This is a genomic window from Sphingobium sp. SA2, from assembly GCF_032227065.1.
Taxonomy (GTDB): Bacteria; Pseudomonadota; Alphaproteobacteria; order Sphingomonadales; family Sphingomonadaceae; genus Sphingobium.
Genome location: NZ_JAPMXX010000006.1, coordinates 1,665,276 through 1,688,182, shown reverse-complemented (window position 1 = coordinate 1,688,182; position 22,907 = coordinate 1,665,276). Strand labels below are relative to the sequence as shown.

Annotated in this window: 20 protein-coding genes and 1 riboswitch; all 20 genes read right to left on the bottom strand. The window is 64.9% G+C overall.

From position 1 onward, the window contains the following. Positions 1-70 precede the first annotated feature (70 nt). The 20 genes from OVY48_RS15965 to murF all read right to left on the bottom strand — a co-directional run bounded on the left by OVY48_RS15965 (position 71) and on the right by murF (position 22,776). Complete coding sequence (locus tag OVY48_RS15965) at positions 71-700, bottom strand: DUF938 domain-containing protein (RefSeq protein ID WP_313923539.1); 630 nt, start codon at positions 698-700, stop codon at positions 71-73. Then, positions 697-2,265: an aminomethyl-transferring glycine dehydrogenase subunit GcvPB gene (gene gcvPB, locus OVY48_RS15960; RefSeq protein WP_313923538.1), complete on the bottom strand. Its 1,569-nt coding sequence runs from the start codon at positions 2,263-2,265 to the stop codon at positions 697-699. The genes OVY48_RS15965 and gcvPB overlap by 4 nt, the downstream gene beginning before the upstream one ends. Before the next feature lie 118 nt (positions 2,266-2,383). Beyond that, positions 2,384-3,742: an aminomethyl-transferring glycine dehydrogenase subunit GcvPA gene (gene gcvPA, locus OVY48_RS15955; RefSeq protein ID WP_313923537.1), complete on the bottom strand. Its 1,359-nt coding sequence runs from the start codon at positions 3,740-3,742 to the stop codon at positions 2,384-2,386. A gap of 114 nt (positions 3,743-3,856) precedes the next feature. Next, positions 3,857-4,228, bottom strand: coding sequence for a glycine cleavage system protein GcvH (gcvH, locus tag OVY48_RS15950; protein WP_037480119.1), 372 nt, complete (start codon positions 4,226-4,228; stop codon positions 3,857-3,859). 61 nt (positions 4,229-4,289) lie between these two features. Then, positions 4,290-5,459 (bottom strand): glycine cleavage system aminomethyltransferase GcvT, encoded by a 1,170-nt coding sequence (gene gcvT, locus OVY48_RS15945; RefSeq protein ID WP_313923536.1) that lies wholly within the window; start codon positions 5,457-5,459, stop codon positions 4,290-4,292. A 176-nt stretch (positions 5,460-5,635) separates the two neighbouring features. Then, a riboswitch (glycine riboswitch) is annotated at positions 5,636-5,736 on the bottom strand. A 209-nt stretch (positions 5,737-5,945) separates the two neighbouring features. Next, positions 5,946-7,088, bottom strand: coding sequence for a deoxyguanosinetriphosphate triphosphohydrolase (locus OVY48_RS15940; protein WP_313923535.1), 1,143 nt, complete (start codon positions 7,086-7,088; stop codon positions 5,946-5,948). 11 nt (positions 7,089-7,099) lie between these two features. Further along, complete coding sequence (locus OVY48_RS15935) at positions 7,100-8,893, bottom strand: SPOR domain-containing protein (RefSeq protein WP_313923534.1); 1,794 nt, start codon at positions 8,891-8,893, stop codon at positions 7,100-7,102. A 163-nt stretch (positions 8,894-9,056) separates the two neighbouring features. Continuing rightward, positions 9,057-10,472: a cell division protein FtsZ gene (gene ftsZ, locus OVY48_RS15930; protein ID WP_313923533.1), complete on the bottom strand. Its 1,416-nt coding sequence runs from the start codon at positions 10,470-10,472 to the stop codon at positions 9,057-9,059. Positions 10,473-10,579: 107 nt separating this feature from the next. Next, positions 10,580-11,866, bottom strand: a complete 1,287-nt coding sequence (gene ftsA / locus OVY48_RS15925; RefSeq protein ID WP_037480110.1) for a cell division protein FtsA — start codon at positions 11,864-11,866, stop codon at positions 10,580-10,582. Between the two features lie 5 nt (positions 11,867-11,871). Then, entirely contained in the window at positions 11,872-12,816 is a 945-nt protein-coding gene (locus OVY48_RS15920; RefSeq protein WP_069066211.1) for a cell division protein FtsQ/DivIB, read from the bottom strand. Next, positions 12,809-13,759 (bottom strand): D-alanine--D-alanine ligase, encoded by a 951-nt coding sequence (locus tag OVY48_RS15915; protein WP_313923532.1) that lies wholly within the window; start codon positions 13,757-13,759, stop codon positions 12,809-12,811. The genes OVY48_RS15920 and OVY48_RS15915 overlap by 8 nt, the downstream gene beginning before the upstream one ends. Before the next feature lie 136 nt (positions 13,760-13,895). Further along, positions 13,896-14,816 (bottom strand): UDP-N-acetylmuramate dehydrogenase, encoded by a 921-nt coding sequence (murB, locus tag OVY48_RS15910; RefSeq protein ID WP_313923531.1) that lies wholly within the window; start codon positions 14,814-14,816, stop codon positions 13,896-13,898. Beyond that, positions 14,786-14,983 (bottom strand): hypothetical protein, encoded by a 198-nt coding sequence (locus tag OVY48_RS15905; protein ID WP_037480099.1) that lies wholly within the window; start codon positions 14,981-14,983, stop codon positions 14,786-14,788. Before OVY48_RS15905 ends, murB begins: the two co-directional genes overlap by 31 nt. Next, a complete protein-coding gene (gene murC, locus OVY48_RS15900) occupies positions 14,983-16,410 on the bottom strand; it encodes a UDP-N-acetylmuramate--L-alanine ligase (protein WP_313923530.1) in 1,428 nt (475 codons plus the stop codon). The genes OVY48_RS15905 and murC overlap by 1 nt, the downstream gene beginning before the upstream one ends. Further along, entirely contained in the window at positions 16,407-16,538 is a 132-nt protein-coding gene (locus OVY48_RS15895; protein ID WP_313923529.1) for a hypothetical protein, read from the bottom strand. Before OVY48_RS15895 ends, murC begins: the two co-directional genes overlap by 4 nt. Further along, entirely contained in the window at positions 16,535-17,701 is a 1,167-nt protein-coding gene (gene murG, locus OVY48_RS15890; RefSeq protein ID WP_313923528.1) for an undecaprenyldiphospho-muramoylpentapeptide beta-N-acetylglucosaminyltransferase, read from the bottom strand. Before murG ends, OVY48_RS15895 begins: the two co-directional genes overlap by 4 nt. Next, a complete protein-coding gene (locus tag OVY48_RS15885) occupies positions 17,698-18,900 on the bottom strand; it encodes an FtsW/RodA/SpoVE family cell cycle protein (RefSeq protein WP_037477654.1) in 1,203 nt (400 codons plus the stop codon). The genes murG and OVY48_RS15885 overlap by 4 nt, the downstream gene beginning before the upstream one ends. Before the next feature lie 44 nt (positions 18,901-18,944). Further along, positions 18,945-20,330: a UDP-N-acetylmuramoyl-L-alanine--D-glutamate ligase gene (murD, locus tag OVY48_RS15880; RefSeq protein WP_313923527.1), complete on the bottom strand. Its 1,386-nt coding sequence runs from the start codon at positions 20,328-20,330 to the stop codon at positions 18,945-18,947. Further along, a complete protein-coding gene (gene mraY / locus OVY48_RS15875) occupies positions 20,327-21,400 on the bottom strand; it encodes a phospho-N-acetylmuramoyl-pentapeptide-transferase (protein WP_313923526.1) in 1,074 nt (357 codons plus the stop codon). Before mraY ends, murD begins: the two co-directional genes overlap by 4 nt. Continuing rightward, positions 21,400-22,776 carry a UDP-N-acetylmuramoyl-tripeptide--D-alanyl-D-alanine ligase gene (gene murF, locus OVY48_RS15870; RefSeq protein WP_409593341.1) on the bottom strand — a complete coding sequence of 459 codons (1,377 nt, stop codon included), beginning with the start codon at positions 22,774-22,776 and terminating at the stop codon, positions 21,400-21,402. The genes mraY and murF overlap by 1 nt, the downstream gene beginning before the upstream one ends. Positions 22,777-22,907: the final 131 nt, after the last annotated feature.

Genomic DNA, 22,907 nt, shown 5'->3' with positions numbered 1-22,907 from the left:
CCCTTGCCCTCTTTATCGGGCGAGAAGCTATCGCAGGGCCACGCGCTGACAAGCTGTGACTAGCGGCAGGTCAGCTGCGGCGAAAGATCAGCGTCAGATTGTTCGCGGGCATCGCCTCAACGCAATCAAGCGCAAAGCCCTGCGTCGTCGCCAGCGCAGCCACATCCTCCAACGCCCTTATCCCCCAACGCGGATCGCGCGCGCGCAAGCTGGCATCGAACTCCACATTGCTGGGCGCTGGCGCGACATCGGCCTGAAAATAGGGACCGTAGAGGATCAGCGGCGCGCCCGTCTGAAGCAGCCTGGCGCCATGCGTGAACAATCCCACCGTCGCTGCCCATGGGCTGATATGGGTCATATTGATGCACACCATCGCATCCGCCCGGTCGATCGGCCAGTCCGCCGCTGCATCCAGCAGCATCGGCGCACGCAGATTGGGCAGACGCGCTTCCGCGCGCCACGCCTCGATCGACGCCAGCGCGGCCGGATCGGGATCGCTCGGCTGCCAGTCGAGCGCAGGCAGCGCAGCGGCGAAATGCACCGCATGTTCGCCGCTCCCGCTCGCCACTTCCAGCACCAACCCGGACGATGGCAATGCCGCACGCAGCACCGCCAATATCGCATCCCGGTTCCGCAGCGTCGCGGGGGCGTAACGTTTGTACGCTTCGCCGTCCGCTTCGCCCGGAATCCAGGCCGTCATTCCGCCGCCTGCGCCATCACCGGCGCTTCCCAAGTCAGCACCGGCTTGCGCGCCGCCAGCGTCTCGTCCAGGCGACGACGTGGCGCATGATAGGGCGCGCCCTTCAACGCCTCGTCTCCGGCCTTGGCCCGTTCCGCCAACGACCGCAGCGCCATGATGAACTGGTCGAGCGCCGCCTTGCTCTCGGTCTCGGTCGGCTCGATCAGCATCGCGCCATGGACGACCAGCGGGAAATACATGGTCATCGGATGGAAGCCCTCGTCGATCAGTCCCTTGGCGATGTCGAGCGTGGTGAAGCCCTCGGCCAGCCCCTTATCGCTGAACAACGCCTCATGCATGCACGGCCCGCTGGTGCCGAACGGCGCGTCCAGCACATCGTCCAAGCTGCGCAGGATATAATTGGCGTTGAGGACCGCATCCTCCGCCACCTGCCGCAACCCGTCCGCGCCATGGCTCATGATATAGGCGAGCGCGCGGGTAAACATGCCCATCTGCCCGTGGAAAGCGACCATCCGGCCAAAGGTGCCGCCATGATGATCCTGCGCGGATTCCTCCTCGATCAGGACGAACTGGTCACCCTGCTTTTCGACGAATGGCAGCGGCGCATAGGGGGCCAACGCTTCCGACAACACCACCGGGCCAGAGCCGGGACCGCCGCCGCCATGCGGCGTCGAGAAGGTCTTGTGCAGGTTGATATGCATCGCATCGACGCCCAGATCGCCCGGCCGCACCCGCCCGACGATGGCGTTGAAGTTCGCCCCGTCACAATAGACGAACGCGCCGACCGCATGGACGGCATCGGAAATCGTCTTGAGGTCGCGCTCGAACAGGCCGCACGTATTGGGGTTGGTGATCATCACCGCCGCCACATCGGGGCCAAGCCGCGTCGTCAGCGCCGCCAGATCGACGCGGCCTTCGGGCGTCGCGGGAATATCTTCGACCTGATAGCCGCAAAAGGCCGCCGTGGCCGGATTGGTGCCATGGGCGCTTTCAGGCACCAGCACGACCGAGCGCGCATCGCCCCGCGCCTCCAATGCTGCACGGATCGCCAGCAGCCCGCACAATTCGCCATGCGCCCCCGCCTTGGGACTCATCGCCACGCTATGCATCCCCGTCAGCGTCACCAGCCATTGTGCCAGTTCATGGATCACTGCCAGCGCGCCCTGCACCGTCGATTGCGGGGCCAGCGGATGCAGGTCGGCAAAACCGGGCATCCGCGCGACCTTTTCATTCAGCCGCGGGTTGTGCTTCATCGTGCAACTGCCGAGCGGAAACAGGCCCAGGTCGATCGCATAATTCTGCCGCGACAGCCGCGTATAATGGCGCACCGTTTCCTGTTCCGACAGGCCCGGAAGCCCGATCGCCTTGCGTTCCAGCCCGCCAAGACGGCTGACAACCTTGGGCGCGGGCGCGAAATCGACGCCGGTCGTCTCGGTCGATCCGATCTCGAAGATCAGCGCCTCTTCCAGCATCAGCGCGCGATTACCCGTCACCGTCGCCGGAGCCATATGCGCGTGGGCAACCGCGACCGGCGTGGTGGGACGGCCTTCCTTGAGCATGGTCATACGAACAAACCTTTCACCACAAACCGTTCGCCCTGAGCTTGTCGAAGGGCTGCACTTTTCTTCGGAGAGAAGGACAGGGCTTCGACAAGCTCAGCCCGAACGGAATAAGGAGAGATCGTCATGCCAGTTCCTCCTCAAGCGCCGTGGCCAGCGCCTCTATATCCTCTGCCGTCACCGTTTCGGTCACTGCGACGACAAGCCCCTTGCCGATCGCGGGTGCATCGGGGAACAGCCGCCCCAGCGACACGCCCCCCAGCACGCCCTTGTCGGCCAGGCTGCGCACCACATCGCGTGCGTCTTTGGTCAGGACCAGGGTGAACTCATTGAAAAAGCTGTCGTTGAGCAAGGTCACACCCGTCACCTGCGCCAGCCGATCGGCGGCCTGCACCGCCAGGCCGTGGTTCAAGGTCGCCATATCCCGCAAGCCGCGTTCCCCCAGCAAGGTCATGTGAATGCTGAATGCCAGCGCACACAGGCCCGAATTGGTGCAGATGTTCGACGTCGCCTTCTCGCGGCGGATATGCTGCTCGCGCGTGGACAGCGTCAGCACGAAGCCGCGCTTGCCCGCTGCGTCCACCGTCTCGCCGCACAGGCGCCCCGGCATCTGCCGCACATATTTCTGCTTGCACGCGAACAGGCCGAGATAGGGACCGCCAAATTGCAGGCCGACGCCGATCGACTGGCCCTCGCCCACGACGATGTCCGCGCCCATCTCGCCCGGCGGCACCAGCGCGCCCAGCGCCACCGGCTCCGTCACCACCGCCACAAGCAAGGCACCCGCCGCATGCGCCGCATCGGCCAGCGGCGTCAGGTCGGCAATGCGCCCCAAAATGTCGGGATATTGCACCACGACGCAGCTTACATCCTTGTCGATCGCCGCAATCAGCGTGTCGATGTCCGTCTGCGCGGTCAGCGTGGGTGCCTCATGCGCCAGCATGTCGCCAGTGAACTTCGCCATCGTCCGCGCGACCGACACATAATGGGGGTGCAGGCCCGACGACAGGATCGCCTTGCCCCGCTTGGTGATGCGCCGCGCCATGCCGATCGCTTCCCAGCAGGCGGTCGAGCCATCATACATGGACGCATTGGCGACGTCGCAGCCCAGCAGCCGCGCCACCTGCGTTTGGAACTCGAACAGAACCTGCAACGTCCCCTGCGCGATTTCCGGCTGATAGGGGGTGTAGGCGGTCAGGAACTCGCCGCGCTGGATCAGATGATCGACGCTGGCAGGCACATGATGCTTATAGGCACCCGCGCCGAGGAAAAAGGGCGCTTCCCCCGCCGACAAATTCTGCCGCGCCAGCTTGCTCATATGCCGCTCGACCGCCAATTCGCTGGCATGATCGGGCAGGCCTTCGATCTGGCCGGAAAGCCGGGCCTCGGCAGGCACATCCACGAACAGATCATCGATCGACGCCGCGCCGATAGTGGCAAGCATCGCCTGCCGGTCAATGTCGGTAAGGGGTAGGTAGCGCATGATATTTTCCTGCGGCGTCATTCCCGCGTAGGCGGGAACCCATCTCCCAACGGTGCGCCAAGACGAACGTGGCGGAGATGGATCCCCGCTTTCGCGGGGATGACGGTGATATGATTAAAGCGCAGCGACGAACGTCTTATACGCCGCTTCGGTCATCAGCCCTTCCAGCTCGCTCATGTCGGTGATGCGCAGCTTGAAGAACCAGCCATCCTCTTCGGCATCGCTGTTCACCAGCGCAGGCTCGTCTTCCAACGCGCCATTGGCTTCGACGACTTCGCCCGAAATCGGCGCATAGACGTCGGACGCGGCCTTCACTGATTCCACCACGGCGGCGTCATCGCCCTTGTCGAAGGTCGCGCCTTCGACCGGCAGTTCGACGAACACGATGTCGCCCAATTGCTCCTGGGCAAAATCGGTGATGCCGACCGTGGCGATCTCGCCCTCGACGTCGATCCACTCATGTTCTTCGGTAAAATAACGGCTCATGATGATACTCCCGGAATGATGTGCTTGAAAATCATGACTGACACAAAGTCGGAACGAAAAATCAGGCGGCGGTCGCGCGGCGATAGCGATGCGGCACGAACGGCATCGGCACCACCGTCGCGCTGATGCGCTTGCCGCGCACGTCGATCTCCAGCGCAGTGTGGAGCGCGCTGTGCGGCAGGCTGACCCAGCCCATCGCGATCGGCGCGCCAAGGCTCGGCGCAAAGCCGCCCGACGTCACTTCCCCGACCAGATTGTCGCCGACAAAGATTTGCGCGCCTTCCCGCGCTGGCAATCGCCCCTCGATCTTCAGGCCGACGCGCTTCGTGCCGGGGCCATCGGCCAGTTCCTTCATCACCCGACCATGGCCGATGAAGCCGCCCTCCGCCCGGCGACGCTTGCCGATCGCAAAACCCAGATCCGCGCCAATCGTGCTGACGGCAGGGGTCAGGTCATGACCATAAAGCGGCAACCCGGCTTCGAGCCGCAGCGAATCCCGCGCGCCAAGGCCGATCGGCTTGACTTGGCGAAGCGCGCACAGCGCATCAGCCAACGCCACAGCGGCGTCCGCGGGCAGGCTGATCTCGAACCCGTCCTCGCCAGTATAGCCCGACCGGCTGATCCACAGCGCCACGCCGTTCCAGTCGAACGCGCCGCACTGCATGAAGGTCAGGTCCGCCGTACCCGGCACCAGCGTAGCCATCGCCTCGCCTGCCTCCGGTCCCTGCAACGCCAGCAGCGCCTGCTCGTCCATATGGTTCATCACGACCTCGTCGGGCAGATGCTCGATCATCCAGGCCATGTCGTCATATTTGGTCGCACCATTGACAACCATATAGATCGCCGCGCCATCGAATGCGCCATCGGCCGGGCGCGCGACCATCAGGTCGTCGAGAATGCCGCCATCCTGATCCAGCAGCATCGAATAACGCTGGCGACCGGGCTTCAACCCCTTGATGTCGCTCGGCAACAGCATTTCCAGCGCTTCGTCCACGCCCTCGCCGGAAAAACCGATCTGCCCCATATGGCTGACATCGAACAACCCGGCATGTTCGCGGGTCCAGCTATGTTCGGCCATGATGCCCTCATAGTGGATCGGCATATGATAGCCCGCAAAGCCGACCATGCGCGCGCCCTGCGCACGGTTCCAGGCGTCGAGCGGCAGCGCTTCGAGCGGCAAGGCCTCTTCGAGCGTAGCTACATCATCATTTGAGTCATAGGTGGCGGTCATCGGACGGCCTTTCCGTGAGAGGGTAATAGCGACGTTCAGCCCGGCCCGCACCGGACCGCTTCTGTTCGTCACCCCCTCTGTCACGGGAACCTGAGAGCTTTGACCAGCAGCCTTGCGGCCACATGGCTTACCCCTTCGGTGGGACGAGATAGCCCGTCCGCTTTCCAGAGTGCCTTGCGCGCGATGCGGTCCATTGGCCTGAGAGATTCCGGGGCGGTTGCTCCTTCGGCGACGGGCACGACCTCAAAGGCCACCCATGCTCTCCCGCATCATGCCCAGCGCCGAATCCTCGACGCCGGAGACACATAGGGCATTGCGTCAAAGGACAGGGCACGTCAATCGCCTATCATCCTCTCCTTGGGGCGGGATGGCTGCGGCGGGCAGCATGTCGGAAGCTACGCCTATCTCCCCAACCCCACCCCGTTCGGGCTGAGCCTGTCGAAGCCCCCTTCCTTTCTTCAAGAAACGAGGACGGCCTTTCCCGGCCTACCCGAAAATCTCCGCGTGGCGCTTCTCGGCATAACGGTCCGTCATCCCGGCGATGAAGTCGGTGATGTGGCGGCTACGCGCCGGTTCGGCCAACGCGCATTCGTCGCGCCATTCAGGCGGCATCAGGCCCGGCTCCTCCTGATAGGCGCGGAACAGGTCGGTCACGACCACCCGCGCCCTGTCTGCCGCCGCCATTTGCTCTGGATGATGATAGAGGGTGGCATACATGAAGCGTTTGAGGTCGCGCTCCTGCGCCGCCAGTTCCGGCGAAAAGCCGACCAGCGTGCGGCCCAGCGCCCGCACATCCTCGACCGTTTCGACGCGCGATTCCGCGATATTCGCCCGCGTCGCCGCCAGCAGGTCATTGGCCATCACGCCGATCTGCTCGCGCACCAGTTCGCGCAACAGGCCGTCCTGCGGCACATCGGGATAGCGGGTCCGCACCCGGTCCCAGCAGGAGGCGACGAACGGCACCTCCAGCAACTGTTCCAGCGTCAACAGCCCCGCCCGCAACCCATCGTCAATATCGTGATTATCATAAGCAATATCGTCCGAAATCGCCGCCAGTTGCGCCTCCAGCGAGGCATGGCTCTTCAGGTTCAACGGAAACAGCGCATCCAGTTCGCGCATCGCCCAGCCGGGATGGTCGATCGGCCCGTTATGCTTGGCCAACCCCTCCAGCATCTCCCAGCTGAGGTTCAGCCCCTTGAAGCGCGGATAGGGGCTTTCGAGCAGCATCAGCGTGCGCAGCGTATGGGCATTATGGTCGAACCCGCCATGATCCTCCATCGCCACTTCCAGCGCATCTTCGCCCGCATGGCCGAAGGGCGGATGGCCGATATCATGCGCCAGGCACAGCGCCTCGGTCAGATCCTCGTTCAGGCCCAGCGTCCGCGCCGTGGTGCGGCCGATCTGTGCAACCTCCAGACTATGGGTCAGGCGGACGCGGAAATGATCGCCATCGGGCGACACGAACACCTGCGTCTTGTGGCGCAACCGACGAAAGGCGATCGAATGGATGATGCGGTCGCGGTCGCGCTGGAACATGTCCCGCGGCCCGCGCACCTCTCCGCCCGGTTCGGCGTGAAGCCGACCCCGGCTGGCGGCGGGGTGGCAGGCATAGGAAGCAAGGATCGTCATGGGACGTCCTCTTACTGGCCGCCCAGCCTTTCGACCACCTCTCCCGCGCTGCTTTTCCACGCAAAGGCATCGCCACCGGCAGCCTTGATCTTGTCCTCCAGCGCCTTGGCGCGCGCAAAGTTGGGGAATGGCCCGACCAGCAGGCGGTTGGTCTGGCCCCAGCTCGCGCTCCAGCCATCCTGCGCGGACAGGCTGTCATATTTTTTGCGCAGCGCATTGAGCGTGAAAGCCAGGCCCGATTTGCTCGCCCCGATGCCGATCTGCAGCCAGTTGCGTGACGGATTGTCGGCCAGTTTCTTCTTTTCTTCGGCTTCCTTCTTCGCCTTGGCGTCGGCTTCCGCCTTGGCCTTGGCCAGTGCCGCCTTCTTCACCTTCTCGGCGGCCGCCTGCCGTTCGGCGCGGCGCGCTGCCTGCAGCGCAGCAATCTCCTCCAGATCGACGGCGGCGACACGCGTCTGCCGCTCCGCTTCGGGAACGTCGATCGCGCGGATGATGTCGGCCAGCGTCCGCGTCGCCTCCGGGTCCGGCTGCGGCGGCGCAGCGGGCACGGATTGGACCATGGCCGGCTGCGGCGCGGCCTGAGGCGAAGGCGCGACAGTGGCTACCGATTCGAAGCCGGGTGCGGGCGGCCCCTGCACCGCTGTAGCTGGCGCACTCGCCTGCCGCACTGGCGGCGGCGTTTGATCCGGGGTCGGCACGCTTGCCTGGACGGATGGCGCAACCGCCGCCGGTGCCGTCTGCGCTGGCGCAGGGCTTGGGGTCGGCTGAACCATCGGCGTCGAAGGCGGCGCGGGCGTGGGCGTGGGCGTGGGCGTGGGCGTGGGCGTGGGCGTGGGCGTGGGCGTGGGCGTGGGCGTGGGCCGAACCGTCGGCATCACCTGACGTTGCGTTTGCGCCCGTGCCATCGCCACGCGGGCGGGTGTTTCAGAGCGGGCCAGGCGTGCAGCCTCGCGCCGCTGGCGCTGCTGTTCGGCCCGACGCTCCCGCGCGCTTTGTGGCCGACTGGTCGGCGCGGCGGCGACCGCAACCGGTGCGGCTGGCACCACGACCTGCGGCGTGCCGGGCGCTGGCGGGGTCGGCGTGATCGCCGCTATGCGCGTGCCGGTCTGCGCCGGGAATTGCCCGAAATGCACCGCCGCCGCCTTTTGCGGCGCGGTCAGATAAGGCATTTTCTGCATATAAGGGACGATCGCCGCAGCCAGTGGCGCGGGCATGGTCTGGTCGGCCACCTTGCGCGCTTCGGCCTGCTGGTTGTTCATCGCCAGAATGAACGCGCGATAGCGCCATGCCGCCCGGTCGCTCTTGTAGAGCAAAGGCTCCAAAGCCCGCTCGGCTGCCGCTACCTGCCCCGATATGCCCAGCGATGCGGCATAGCGGCGGATCAGTTCAGCGTCATTGGGCGTCCGCTGCAACGCGGCTTGATAGTCGCGCTGCGCCCCGGCCTGATCGCCGGTCATGTCCCGCGCCAGCCCGCGATCCGCCAAAATCGTCGCGTCGGCAAAGCCCAACCGCCCCGCCTGATCGAACAGCCGCACCGCTTCCGCCGGATTTTGCAGCTTCAGATTGACCCGCGCCAACCCCACCTTGATCCGGCCATTGCCGCTGGTGATCGTATCGGCACGCGCAAAGAAACCCGCCGCCGCGCGCGGATCGTCCAGCGCAAGCGCCGCCTCCCCTGCCCCGATCAACGCATCCACGTCGCGCGGATTGGCCGACAGGCGCGCCAAATTACTGTTGAGGTCGGCGGCGCCAAGGGGACGGACCAGTTGGGCCTGGTCGGTTTGCGCCTGGGCAGTTCCGGCCATCAGCAGGCCGCCAAGAATCCATGAAAGATATTGTGTCACATCCGCCCTCTAGCGGAACAAGGCGCGAATAGGAAATCGCCCAAACAAAAAAGCGCGCCGTGCTGCCCCATAGGACAGACGGCGCGCTGCATGACCGGCGCGGCGCGAACCGCGCGCGATGATCTTACTGGTTGTTCTGGCGGTTCAGGAAGCGCGGAATGTCGACACCGGCAGCGTCATCGCCACCCGGCACCTTGTCCGCGCCACGGGTCAAACCCGCCATCCGCTCGAACAATGTCCCGCCGCTCGCAACGCGCGGTGCGGCAGGTGCAGCGGCTGGCGCGGCATTGTCGGCACCCAGCACCAGTTCGTCCTGATCCGGCCCTTCGTCGGAAAACACCGCTGCAGGCTTGGGCGCGGCGAAGGGCGCGGGGGCCGCTTCGACGGCCGCAGGTGCAGGCGGCGCGGGGACGTCCAGTTCCAGTGTTTCGGGTTCCGGCGCAGGTGCTGCGACCGGCGCAGGCTGCGGCGCGGGCGTTGCGGCCTTGGGCGCACCACCCTGCTGCGGCACCGACACGGCGGGACGGCTGGCAAAGCTGAACGGCTGCGTCAACGGCGCGGCATGGTTGCCGATCTCATTGTCGATGCCAGTGGCGACCACCGACACGCGGATCTTGCCGTTGAGATTGTCGTTGAACGCGCTGCCCCAGATGATGTTCGCGTCCGGATCCACCAGCTCGCGGATATGGTTGGCGGCTTCGTCCACTTCCATCAGGCGCATATCTTCGCCACCGACGATGGAGACGATCACGCCCTTCGCGCCGCGCATCGACACGCCGTCGAGCAGCGGGTTGGCGATCGCCTTTTCTGCCGCCTGCAAAGCGCGGCCGTCGCCTTCCGCTTCGCCGGTGCCCATCATCGCCTTGCCCATTTCGCCCATCACCGACCGCACGTCGGCAAAGTCGAGGTTGATGAGGCCGGGCATGATCATCAGGTCGGTGATGCTGCGCACGCCCTGCTGCAACACTTCGTCCGCCATCTGGAACGCTTCCTTGAAGGTCGTGTTCGGGTTGGCGATCAGGAACAGATTCTGGTTCGGAATGACGATCAGCGTGTCGACATGCTTCTGCAGCTCGTCAATGCCGCTTTCCGCCGACTTCATGCGGCGATTGCCTTCGAAGGTGAAGGGCTTGGTCACGACGCCAACGGTCAGGATGCCGCGCTCACGTGCCGCCTTGGCGATGACGGGAGCAGCGCCGGTGCCGGTGCCGCCGCCCATGCCCGCCGTGATGAAGCACATATGCGCGCCTTCCAGCGCCGCTTCGACCATGGCGATGGTTTCTTCCGCCGCCGCCTTGCCGATTTCGGGACGCGATCCTGCGCCCAGGCCCTCGGTGATCTGCGGACCAAGCTGGATACGGCGTTCGGCCGGCGAGCTGTTCAATGCCTGCGCGTCAGTATTGGCGACGATGAAATCGACGCCCTCGACATTGGCGGCGATCATGTTCGCGATGGCATTGCCGCCCGCGCCGCCGACGCCGATCACCGCGATCCGCGGCTTCAGTTCGTCCACATGCGGTGGGCTGATCTCAATGCTCATATATTCTGCTCCCTCAGCTTCCTCGTCAGGAAGCGAAACCGTCATTAATTGTTAACACCAGAAAATAGGGGATTTCACCAGCTATTTTCGTTTCATTCCAAATTCGGTCAATAGTTTGTCTTCATCGCGCGCATCATCCGCTGCCACCAGAGCGGAGTCCCCAGACGATGCACCGTCTGCGGCGACGGCGCCATCGTTCGGAGATCAACCGGGTTGGAAGCACCGTAAAGCGCCAGACCCGCCAAAGTTGCAAAGGCGGGGCCACTATGCGCTTCGGGCATGGCGGACAAGCCCCTTGGCCGCCCGATCCGCACGGCGCGGCCCAGCGCGCCCTGCGCATAATCGGCAATGCCCTTCATTTCCGCGCCGCCGCCGGTCAGCACCACCTGCCGCCCTGTCGGCGTGTTGAACCCCATGCCCGCCAGCGCCGTATTCACTTCGGCCATGATCTGGTTCAACCGTTCACAGATGACGCCGACCAGCGCCGCGCGGGTGATCTTGCCGCCTTCCGCATTCGGCCCGGCCGCCTGCCCCGCCGCCGCACTTTCGCCATGGGGCGCGGCAATCTCGATCATCTCGCGGAAATCGCGCGGATTTTGCATCGCCGAGCCATAGAAGCATTTGATCCGCTCTGCCTGGCTGCGCCGAATGCCAAAGGCCGACGCAATATCGTCGGTAATGTCCGCCGCGCCGATCGGGATGCTGTGCAGCCCCACCAGCATGCCGCCCGCATAGAGCGAGACATTGGTCACCCCCGCCCCGATCTCCACCAGCGCGACGCCCAGATCCCGCTCTTCCTCGGACAGGCAGGCAAGCCCGGTCGCGATGGGCGCGGCGACGATCGAATTGACGTTGAGATAGGCTCCCCGCACGCACAGGTCGAGATTAGCGAGCGGCGCGCCATCGGCCAGCACGACATGGATATCCACGCCCAAAAGGTCCGCATGCATCCCCAATGGCTTCTTCACCGGCACCCGGCCATTGATGGTGAAGCAGGTCGGCTGCGCATGCAGCACGACGCGGCCATCGGGGTCGATGCCCTGCTGTCCGGTGGTCAGCAGATCATCGATATCCGCCTGTTCGATGCGATAGCCCGCCATGTCGCGCTCGACCGTGACGACATCGCTGACCAGGCTACCGCCCGAAAAACTGACCCAGACATCTTCGATATTGGTGCCCGCAACCCGCTCGGCCTGCTCGATGGTTTCGCGCACGGCGAGTTCGGTGCGCTCCATGTCGGCGATGAAACCCCGCCGCACGCCCCGGCTCTCGCGCTGGCCGGTGCCCAATATCGCCAGCTCGCCCGTGTCGGTCCGCCCCGCGATCAAGGCGGAGACCTTCCACGACCCGATATCGATCGCGGTGATCAGCTTTTCGACCTTGGGCTGCGCCATGCGGTTTAGCCCTCTTCCTCCGCGGGCGCAGCGCTCGCGGTCTTGCCGTCGGTGGCCATCGGCTTGTCCTCGACCTTGCCCTGCGGCAGGCGCAGGACGAAACGATCGGGGTCACGCATGTCGAACTTCACGATCCCGCGCCCAAGCAGGCGGTTGACACCATCCATGCGCGCGAAATTCACCAGAGCCGCCGCGCTCCCCTTGTCGCCTTCGGGCAGGGAGAGGGTTTCGCCCGACTGAAAGCGTAGATCCCAGCGGCGATTGCCGACCCAGGTTGCGCCTGCCAGCATCGGCTTCAACGCCGGCGCATTGTCCATCAGCGCATTCAGCCCCGCCGTCTGCCGATTGGCGTCCGGCCCCACCACCAGCGGCAGGTCAGGCATCGCATTGGCCGACACAGGCTGCAACACCACGCCCGTCACGTCGATCAGGTGCAGCCGCCCGCCATGCTGCCACACCGCGACCGGATCGCGCTCGACGATGTCCACCACCAGCGTATCGGGCAGGCGGCGGGAAATGCGCGCATCCTTGATCCAGCCGAGTTTCAGCATCTCACTGCGCACCTTGGGCAGGTCGAGCGACAACATCGACCGATCCACCTGGCCCAGCGCGATATTATAGACCGGCAGCTCGTCCATCCGCTCGACGCCGCGCACCTCGACCTTGTCGACCTCGAACCCGGCGCGCGCGGCCAGCAGCGCCGCCTGCTTGTGCGCCATGGCGGGCACGCCGAAGAACATCGCGACGCCGACCACGCCCGCGCCGAAAATGCCGACGATCGCCCAGCTTGCCATGCGTTGCAGCGTCGCTTCGCTGACCGGCAGTGCCTCGATCACCCGGTCCAGCGTCGATTGCCGCTTGAGCGTGCGGCCGCGCCGACCCTTGGCCGCGGTATCGCGCGCGCTGCTCAATCGCGTGGAGCCGCCCCGTCTGATGCGTGTCTCAGCCATGTTCCGTCCCCCCGGCGCGCGACAGCGCTTGCTCGACAATAGTCTCTACCAACGTGGCATAGTCAATGCCCAGCTTCGCCGCCTGTTCAGGCACGAGGCTCAAGGGCGTCATGCCCGGCTGGGTATTGACCTCCAGCAGATAAAGCCCCTCGATCCCCTGTTCGTCGTCCCAGCGAAAATCGGCGCGCGACGCCCCCTGGCAGCCCAGCAATTGATGCGCGCGCAGCGCGATCGCCTTACAGGCTTCAGTGATGTCGGGCGGAATATCGGCCGGGCAGACATGCTCGGTCATACCATCGGTATATTTGGCATCGAAATCGTAAAAGCCGCTCTTGGGGCGCAATTCCGTGACCAGCAGCGCTTCATTGCCCAGCACGGCGGTCGTCAATTCGCGCCCGCGAATATAGGGTTCGGCCAGCAATTCGAGGAAATCCTGCCATGGACCGACACTGTCGCGACCGATGGGATCGCCATAATTGCCCTCCGCCGTGATGATCGCCACGCCGACCGAACTGCCTTCATTGACCGGCTTCAACACATAGGGACGCGGCAACGGATCGCCCGCAAACAGGCTCTCGCTCGCCACGATCTTGCCGCCGGGCATGGGGATGCCATGCGGCACCAGCGCCTGCTTGGTCAGTTGCTTGTCGATCGCGATGACCGACGTCGCCAGCCCCGAATGGGTGTAGGTCAGGCCCATCAGGTCCATCATACCCTGCACCGTGCCATCTTCCCCCGGCACACCATGCAACGCGTTGAACACCACATCGGCCTTGGCCTCGGCGAGACGCGCCGCGACATCGCGATCCATATCGATCCGCGTGACCCTATGCCCTCGCGATTCCAGCGCCTTGGCAACGCCCTCCCCGCTCATAAGGGAAACAGGCCGCTCCGCCGACCAGCCGCCCATCAGGACGGCGACATGCCACGGACCACGGGTCATCGCATTCCTCCCCGGCACGGGGAGGGGGACCGCTGGCGAAGCCAGTGGTGGAGGGGGCGTACAGCGGGGCGAGCCCCCTCCGTCAGGCCTTCGGCCTGCCACCTCCCCGTACCGGGGAGGAATTGGCTACCCATCATCACTTCCGCACCCCCACCCGCTGAATTTCCCATTCCAGTTCCACGCCGCTCTTGTCCTTCACCCGCCGCCGCACTTCTTCGCCCAGCGCTTCGATGTCCGCGCTGGTGGCGTCACCCAGGTTGAGCAGAAAATTGGTGTGCTTCTCGCTCACCTGCGCGCCGCCCAGTTGCAGCCCGCGACAGCCCGCCTCGTCCACCAGCGCCCAGGCCTTGTGCCCATCGGGGTTTTTGAAGGTCGATCCGCCGGTCTTGCTGCGCAGCGGCTGGCTGGCTTCGCGCGCAGCGGCGATCCTGTCCATCTCCGCCTGGATCGCAGCGGGTTCGCCCGGAACGCCTCGAAAACAAGCGCTGACCACGACAGCCCCCTCCGGCAGGGTCGAGTGGCGATAGCTATAGCCCAGTTCATCCTTGGAAAGCGTGACCCGCTCGCCCGACCGCAGCACCACGTCGCACGACACCAAAATGTCGCATGTCTCGCGACCATAAGCACCGCCGTTCATCCGCACGAACCCGCCGACCGTGCCGGGGATGGAGCGCAGAAATTCGAGGCCCGCTATGCCCTTGTCCCGCGCGGTCGAGGACACGAGAATGCCCGACGTCCCGCCGCCGCAGACCAGGGTGGTCGCGTCCAGCGCCTCGACGGTGGCAAAGGGCTTGCCCAGCCGCACCACCACGCCCGGCACGCCGCCATCGCGTATGATCAGGTTGGAGCCAAGGCCGATCGCCATCACCGGCACCGCCGGATCGAGCGCGGACAGCAAATCGGACAAGTCCTGCGCATCCTTCGGCTCGAACAGCCATTGCGCCGCGCCGCCCGCCTTGAACCAGACGAGCGGGGCCAGCGGCGCATCGGGCTTGATCGTGCCACGGACAGCAGGAAGGGCCAGGCTCAACCGCGCACTCCCCACATATTCATCCATTTTTTCATGGACTTAATGCCAGCCTCTTGCGCCTGGGTCGCGGCCATGCCTGCCTGTACGTTTTGCTGTGCGGCATCGATCATGTCGCGCGCGGCTTCCACGCCCTGCATCTGCACGTCGATCATCCGCTTCTGCATTTCCAGGCCAACGGCGAAGAGTTCGAACATCAGACCGCCTCCTTGACCTTGGCGGACACCGCCGTCGCAAGGCCTGCCGCCCATTTGGTGATGTCGCCCGCGCCCAGGCAGACAATCATGTCGTCCGGCTGGATATCGACGGCGATCGCATCGACCAGTTCGTCCATATCCGCCACGGTCGAAGCATGGCGATGCCCCCGGCGCTTCAACCCCGCGACCAGCGCCGCGCTGTCCACACCCTCGATCGGCTGCTCGCCAGCAGTATAGACCGGCGTTGCGTAAACCATGTCCGCATCGTTGAACGCTTGCTGGAAATCATCCATCAAATCGCGCAGTCGCGTGAAGCGGTGCGGCTGGACCACGGCGATCACGCGACCCTGCGCGCCTTCGCGCGCCGCCGCCAGCACGGCCTTGATCTCGACCGGATGGTGGCCATAATCGTCGATCACGATGGCGCTGCCATCGCCGACTACAATCTCGCCGACCTTGGTAAAGCGCCGCTTGACCCCGCCGAACTTGGCAAAGCCCGTCTGGATGGTCGCATCGTCAATGCCCATGTGTAGCGCCACGCCGATCGCCGCCATGGCGTTCAGCACATTGTGGCGGCCGGGCATCGGCATTTCGATGCCCTCAATCTTCCGCGTCGATCCGTCGCGCTCACGCACCTGAATGTCGAAGCGATTGCCGCCGGGGAAGCTGACCACATTGTCGCCGCGAATATCGGCCTGCGCCGAAAAGCCATAGGTGACGATCCGCCGGTCCTGCACCCGCGGCAAGATCGCCTGCACTTCGGGATGGTCGAGGCACAGCAACGCCGCGCCATAGAAAGGCACATTGCCGACAAACTCGACAAAAGCGTCCTTCACCCGGTCGAAGCTGCCATAATGGTCGAGATGTTCGGGGTCGATATTGGTGACGACGGCGATGGTGCCGTCCAGCCGCAGGAAGCTGCCGTCGCTCTCATCGGCCTCCACCACCATCCAGTCGCTATTGCCGAGCCGCGCGTTGGAGCCATAGCTGTTGATGATGCCGCCATTGATGACCGTAGGGTCCACCCCGCCAGCATCGAGCAACGCCGCGACCATCGACGTCGTCGTGGTCTTGCCATGCGTGCCTGCAACGGCAACGGTGGATTTGAGGCGCATCAACTCGGCCAGCATCTCCGCCCGGCGGATAACCGGCACGCGTGTTTCCAGCGCCAGCTCGACCTCCGGGTTGCCGCGCTTGATCGCGGTGGACGTCACCACCACGGCGGCATCGCCCAGATTTTCCGCCTTGTGGCCGATCATCACCCGGATGCCCTTGGCGCGCAGTCCCTCGACCACATAGCCTTCGGCCACGTCCGATCCCTGAACATCATAGCCCAGATTGTGCATCACCTCGGCAATGCCCGACATGCCGATGCCGCCAATGCCGATGAAATGGATCGTGCCGATGTCCGTGCCGACACCCTTCATGCGATAATCTCCGAAACAATACCGTCATCCCAGCGCAGGCTGGGATCTCTCTTTTCTTCAAGAGCGACGGAGAAAGAAGAAGTGGGATGCCAGCGTTCGCTGGCATGACGGAAGAGGGAAGCCATCACGCCGGAACCCCCGCCAGATTGAGCGTCGTCGGCATCGGCCCGACCCGCACCGGATCATTGACGATCGGCGCATGGCCGATGCTTTCCAGCAGGTCCGCCATGTCGCGCGCAGCGTTGGGACGGCCGCAGTTCCATGCGCGCTTGGCAGCGTTCTGCAACGCGCCTGGCTCCATCGCCATCTTTTGCATCTGCTTGGCCAGTTCGACGGCGGTAAAGCGCGCCTGGGTGATCGTGCGCGCGCCGCCTGCCTCGGTCATCTCGCGCGCATTGGCGGTCTGGTGATCGTCCATCGCGCTTGGTAAGGGGATCAGGATCGCGGGCCGCCCGGCGCAGGTCAGCTCCGCCAGCGTCGAAGCCCCCGCCCGCGCGATCACCAGATGCGCCCAGCCCAGCTTTTCGGGCACATCGTTGAAATAGGTGGCGAGGTCGGCGGGGATTTCCATCTCCGCATAGGTTTTGCGCACCCGGTCGATATCCTCGGCGCGGCATTGCTGCGTCACCTGCAACCGCCGACGCAGCGCGACCGGCAGCATCGACAGGCCTTCGGGCACGACGCTTGACAGGATAGACGCCCCCTGGCTGCCGCCGATCACCAGCACCCGGAACACGCTTTCGTCGGTCAACGCCGGGAAATCCTCGTCGCGCAGGGCTTTCACCTCTTCGCGCACCGGATTGCCGATCAGATGGACCTTCGCATCATATCTGGGCTTGAGCCGCTCGACCCCCGGATAGGCCGTCGCGATCGCATCGACCCGCCCGGCGAGGAGACGGTTGACCCGGCCCAGCACCGCATTCTGTTCATGGATCGCGGTCGGGATGCCATCGGCCAAGGCACCCAGCAAGGCTGGCATGGCGGGATAGCCGCCGAAGCCGACAACCGCCGTGGGCCGAAACGTCTCGTTCAGCCGCCGCGACATGGCGCGCCCGGCGAGGATCGCCTTCAACGCCCCCGGCCAACTCGCCGGGTTCTTGGTCATGCGCCCCGCCGGCATGATATGGACTTGCGCCCGGTCGAAGATACCGGGGATCTTCGCGCCCCGCTCATCCGTGACCAAGGCGACATGATGGCCGCGCGCCATCAGTTCCTCGGCCACCGCATGGGCGGGAATCATATGACCCCCCGTCCCGCCAGCGGCCAGGACGAAGTGACGGGAAATGCTCATCGACCACTCCATTTGACGACCGTATGCCGACCCATGAAGGGGTTGCGTCGCGTGAAGGCGAGCAACAGGCCGACGCCGATGCAAAGCGCGAGCATAGAGGAGCCGCCATAGCTGATAAAGGGCAGCGTCATGCCCTTGGACGGAAATATCTGCGCATTGACGCCCATATTGATGATCGCCTGCAATCCGAACTGGGTGGTGAGGCCCGCCGCGGCCAAAATGGTGAACACATCCTCCTCGTCCAGCAGGCGCAGCAGCACCCGCACGATGATGGCGAGATAGACGCAGGCAATGGCGATGCAGGCGAGCAGCCCGAACTCCTCGCCAATCACCGAAAAGATATAATCGGTATGCGCTTCGGGCAGGCGAAACTTATGCTGCCCCCCGCCAGGCCCGACGCCGGTAAAGCCGCCATGGGTGATGGTGCGGAAGGCAAGGTCGGTCTGGTCCGGCCCCGCACTCTCGTCCACGCCGATGCCCAGGAAGTCGTTGAAACGCTGACGGCCATTTTCATAGAACATATAGACCGCGACCAACCCCGCGAGGCCTGCGCCGATCAGCGCGCCGATCGCCCGCATCGACACGCCCGACAACAGCAGCAACACGCCCCAGCAGGCGCAGAAGATCACCGTCTGGCCGAAATCGGGCTGGCGCATCAGGACGAGCGCGATCAGCGCCGTGGTCACGCCGGTCAGCGGGATGACCGGCAAAGTCTGGTCCTTGCCGCGCAGCGACAGCAACCAGGCCAGCGTCACCACATAAGCGGGCTTCAGAAACTCCGACGGCTGGAAACGGAAGCCCGGCAAGTCGATCCACCGCTTCGCCCCGTTCACCGTACTGCCCAGCAGCGGCACCACCAGCAGCATCACGAAGAAGAACATAGCCATGAAGGTCGCCAGCCGCCGCGCCTGCGGCCGGGGCAGCATGGAAATGACCAGCATGATCGGCAGGCCCAGCAGCACGAAGAAGAGCTGGCGATAGAAATAGATAAGCGGATTGACCGCGATCTGCGCGGTCGACCGATCGATCGCGGCCACCGGCGAGGCAGCGGCAACCGCCACCAGCCCGATCGCCATCAAAGCGACGATCAGCGACAGGAGGACGCGGTCAATCTCCCAGAACCAGATGGCGAGCGCGGTGCGTTCGCGCGGCACGGTGCGGGTGCGAAACCCCTTCACCAGGTCGCCAGCTCTAGACATGCGCGTCGTCCCTTCCCTGTTCATGCCCTGCCCCCCGATGCCGTCTAGTCGAGCGCCGCGACGGCGGCGACGAACGCATCTCCGCGCGCCTCGAAATCGCGAAACTGGTCGAAACTGGCACAGGCGGGCGAGAGCAATATCACGTCGCCGGGCTGCGCAATGCGCGCGGCGCGGCGGACGGCGGCGCTTAGCATCTCGCTATCGTCCACCGCCATAGAGGAGCGCAGCAAGTCAGCGAACATATGCCCCGCTTCGCCGATCGTATAGGCATGGGCGACATTGCCGAAATGGGGCGCGCACTCGTCCAGATTGTCGGACTTGGCGACACCGCCGAGTATCCAGTGGATGCGGGGCTTACCGTCCTTCGCGGGCCAGGCGGCGAGCGCGGGCGCGGTCGAGGCGGCGTTGGTCGCCTTGCTGTCGTTGACGTAAAGAACGCCGTTACGGGTCGCCACCGCCTGCATCCGGTGGGGGAGGCTGGCGTAGCTGACAAGCGCATTGGCCAGCGTCGCGTCATCGATATCGAGCGCCTTGGCGACAGCGATGGCGACGGCCGCATTCTGCGCGTTGTGCGGGCCTTGCAACGCGGGCCAGCCCAATTGGGTATCGGGATCGATGTCTCTGACCCCAACCTCAATCACGTCGTCCCAGCGAACGCTGGGATCTCTCTTTTCGTCCGTTGCCGAAGAAGAAGTGGGATTCCAGCGTGCGCTGGAATGACGGAGGTTTTCAGCAATCGCTCGGCTCGATTCATCCTCGGTCGCGATCACCGCGACATGCCCTGCCGACTGCATCGCGAACAGCCGCGCCTTGGACGCCACATAACCCTCAAACCCATTATAGCGGTCGAGATGATCCGGCGTGATGTTGAGCAGCACCGCGACATCGCAGTCGAGGCTATAGGTCAAGTCGATCTGATAGCTGGACAATTCCAGCACATAGACGCCCACGCCCTGCAAATTGGGCTCCAGCGGCGGTTGGCCCAGCACCGGCAGGCCGATATTGCCGCCCATGACCGTCGGATAGCCCGCCTGTTCGATGATATGATGGATCAGCGCGGTCGTGGTCGACTTGCCGTTGGTGCCGGTGATGCCGACGACCTTGTGCGGCGGCAGCGTCGGGCGGGCCAGCGCGAACAGTTCGATGTCGCCGATGATCGGCACGCCCGCAATCTTGGCGCGTATCGTGATGGGATGCCGATTGAGCGGCACGCCCGGCGACACGACGATCCCATCGAAGCCGGTCAGGTCGATCTCCATCGGATCGCCCAGTTCAGCGCGGCCTTCGACCTGCGCCCGCGCCGTTTCCTGGCTATCCCACGCCACGACCCGCGCGCCACTGGCCAGCAGCGTCTCGACCGTGGCAAGGCCGGACCGCGCCAGCCCCAGCACCGCATAGGTCTTGCCCGCAAAGACGTCCGAAACGATCATCGCAGCTTCAACGTCGCAAGACCGGCGAGCGCCAGCACGAAGGCGATGATCCAGAAGCGGATCACCACGGTCGGCTCGGCCCAGCCCAATTGCTCGAAATGATGATGGATCGGCGCCATCTTGAACACGCGCTTGCCCGTGCGCTTGTAGAAGAAGACCTGGATGATGACGCTCATCGCTTCGACCACGAACAGGCCGCCAATGATGCCCAGCACGATCTCATGATGCGCCGTCACCGCGATCACGCCGATCGTTCCACCCAGCGCCAGCGATCCGGTATCGCCCATGAACACGGCGGCGGGCGGCGCGTTGAACCACAGGAAGGCCAGCCCCGCGCCGATGATCGCGCCGCACAAGATCGTCAGGTTGCCCGCACCCGGCACATGCGGGATGCCCAAATATTCGGCAAAGTCAGCGCGGCCCACCAGATAGACGATCAGCATGAAAGCCAAGCAGGCGATGATCACTGGCATCGTCGCCAGCCCGTCCAGCCCGTCGGTCAGGTTCACCGCATTGCCGAACGCCACGATGACGAAGGCAGCAAAGCAGAAGTAAAATGGCCCAAGCTCGATCGCCGGGCCATTGTAGAAGGGCACGTAGAGCGCGGTATTGCCATGGCTGTTAACGATCATCCACGCCGCGACACCCGCGATCAGGAACTCGAACGCCAGCCGCATCTTGCCCGACAGCCCCTTGTGGCTGGCCTTGGTCACCTTGTCATAATCGTCCAGAAAACCGATCGCGCCAAAGCCCAATGTCACGAACAGACAGGCCCAGACATAGGTGGACGACAGGTCCATCCACAGCAGCACCGATATGATCATGGAGGTCAGGATCATCAGCCCGCCCATGGTCGGCGTGCCCCGCTTGGCCAGATGGGTCTGCGGGCCGTCATCGCGAATGGGTTGCCCTTTACCCTGGCGCACGCGCAGCCAGCCGATGAATTTGGGGCCGATCACCAGACCGATGATGAGCGCGGTGAAGATCGCCGCGCCCGCGCGAAAGGACAAATAGCGGATGAGGTTGAAAATACCCTCGAAATCCATCGTCTGGGCAAGCCAGTACAGCATCAGTCTTGTTCTCCCTCGGCAAGGGCCGCGACCAGCCGGGACAGGCCGATGCCGTTCGATCCCTTGACCAGCAGCGCGTCGCCCGCGCGCAGTTCCTGTTGGATGATGGGGATGGCGCTCGCCGTATCGGCGACATGCGCGAAGGGCAGCACGCCGTCCAGCGCATCGGCGAGCGGCTGCATTTCCGTGCCGACCAGAATGACGTAGTCGATCCCATTGTCGCGCAGCACGGGCGCGATGTCGGCATGGAGTTCCGCGCTGCGACTGCCAAGTTCGCGCATCCCGCCCAGCACTGCCAGGCGCCGGTCGGCCGTCTCGCGACCCAACTGGCGCAGCGTCGCCGCCATCGACAGCGGATTGGCATTATAGCTTTCGTCGATCAGCAACGCCGTGCCGCCGCCAACCGAGACGGTCCGCCGCTCGCCCCGGCCCGGCAGGCCCGGCATCTCGGCCAGCGCCAGCCCCGCTGCGGCCAGATCGCCGCCGACCGCATCGACCGCCGCCAGCACCGCCAGCGCATTGGACACCCAATGATCGCCCGGCGCGGCAACCGTGAAGCAGAGTTCGGCGTCGGGCAGCTTGGCCGTGACCAGCGTGCCGCCGCCCGGCGCGGGCACCGTTTCGCGCGCATGGACATCGGCCTGCGGACTGGTGCCGAAGGTCAGAATGCGCCCGGCATGACGCTCCGCCTTGTTGTAGAGCAGCGCCACATGCGGGCTGTCATAGGGGATGATCGCGGTGCCGCCCGGCTCCAGCCCCTCGAAAATCTCCGCCTTGGCCTCGGCGATCGCAGCCTCGGTGCCGAAAAATTCGATATGAGCGGGCGCGATGGCAGTGACGATCGCGACATGGGGCCGCACCTGCCGAGTCAGCGCGGCCAGTTCGCCCGCATGGTTCATGCCCATTTCGAACACGCCGAACGCCGTGTCACCCGCCATCCGCGACAGGCTCAGCGGCACGCCGACATGGTTGTTGTAGCTTTTGACCGAACGGTGAACCTGCCCCGGATGCGCGCGATCCAGCGCCTGGAACAGCGCTTCCTTGGTCCCGGTCTTGCCGACCGACCCAGTGATGCCGATCACCTTGCCACTCATGCGCTTGCGCGACGCGCGGCCCAGCGCTTCGAGCGCGGCGGCGCTATCGGGCACCAGGATATGGGGATGGTCCACCGGCTCGCTGACGATCGCCCCGGCCGCGCCCTGGGCAAAGGCCTTGTCGAGGAACTTATGCCCGTCGGTCGCTTCGCCCTTCATCGCGACGAACAGGTCGCCATCCGTCACTTCGCGGCTGTCGAACGCCACGCCCGAAACGGCAAAAGGCGCCGACGCGGCGCCGCCCGTTGCCTGAGCGATGTCTGCGGAGGTCCAGAGCAACATTATAGCCCCTCCCCTTCAGGGGAGGGGGGTGGGGGCGTGCCCCAGACGCAATGCCAAGACGACAGCCCCCACCCCAACCCCTCCCCTGAAGGGGAGGGGCTTTAGGAAATGAGAAGGCCTAAACAGACACA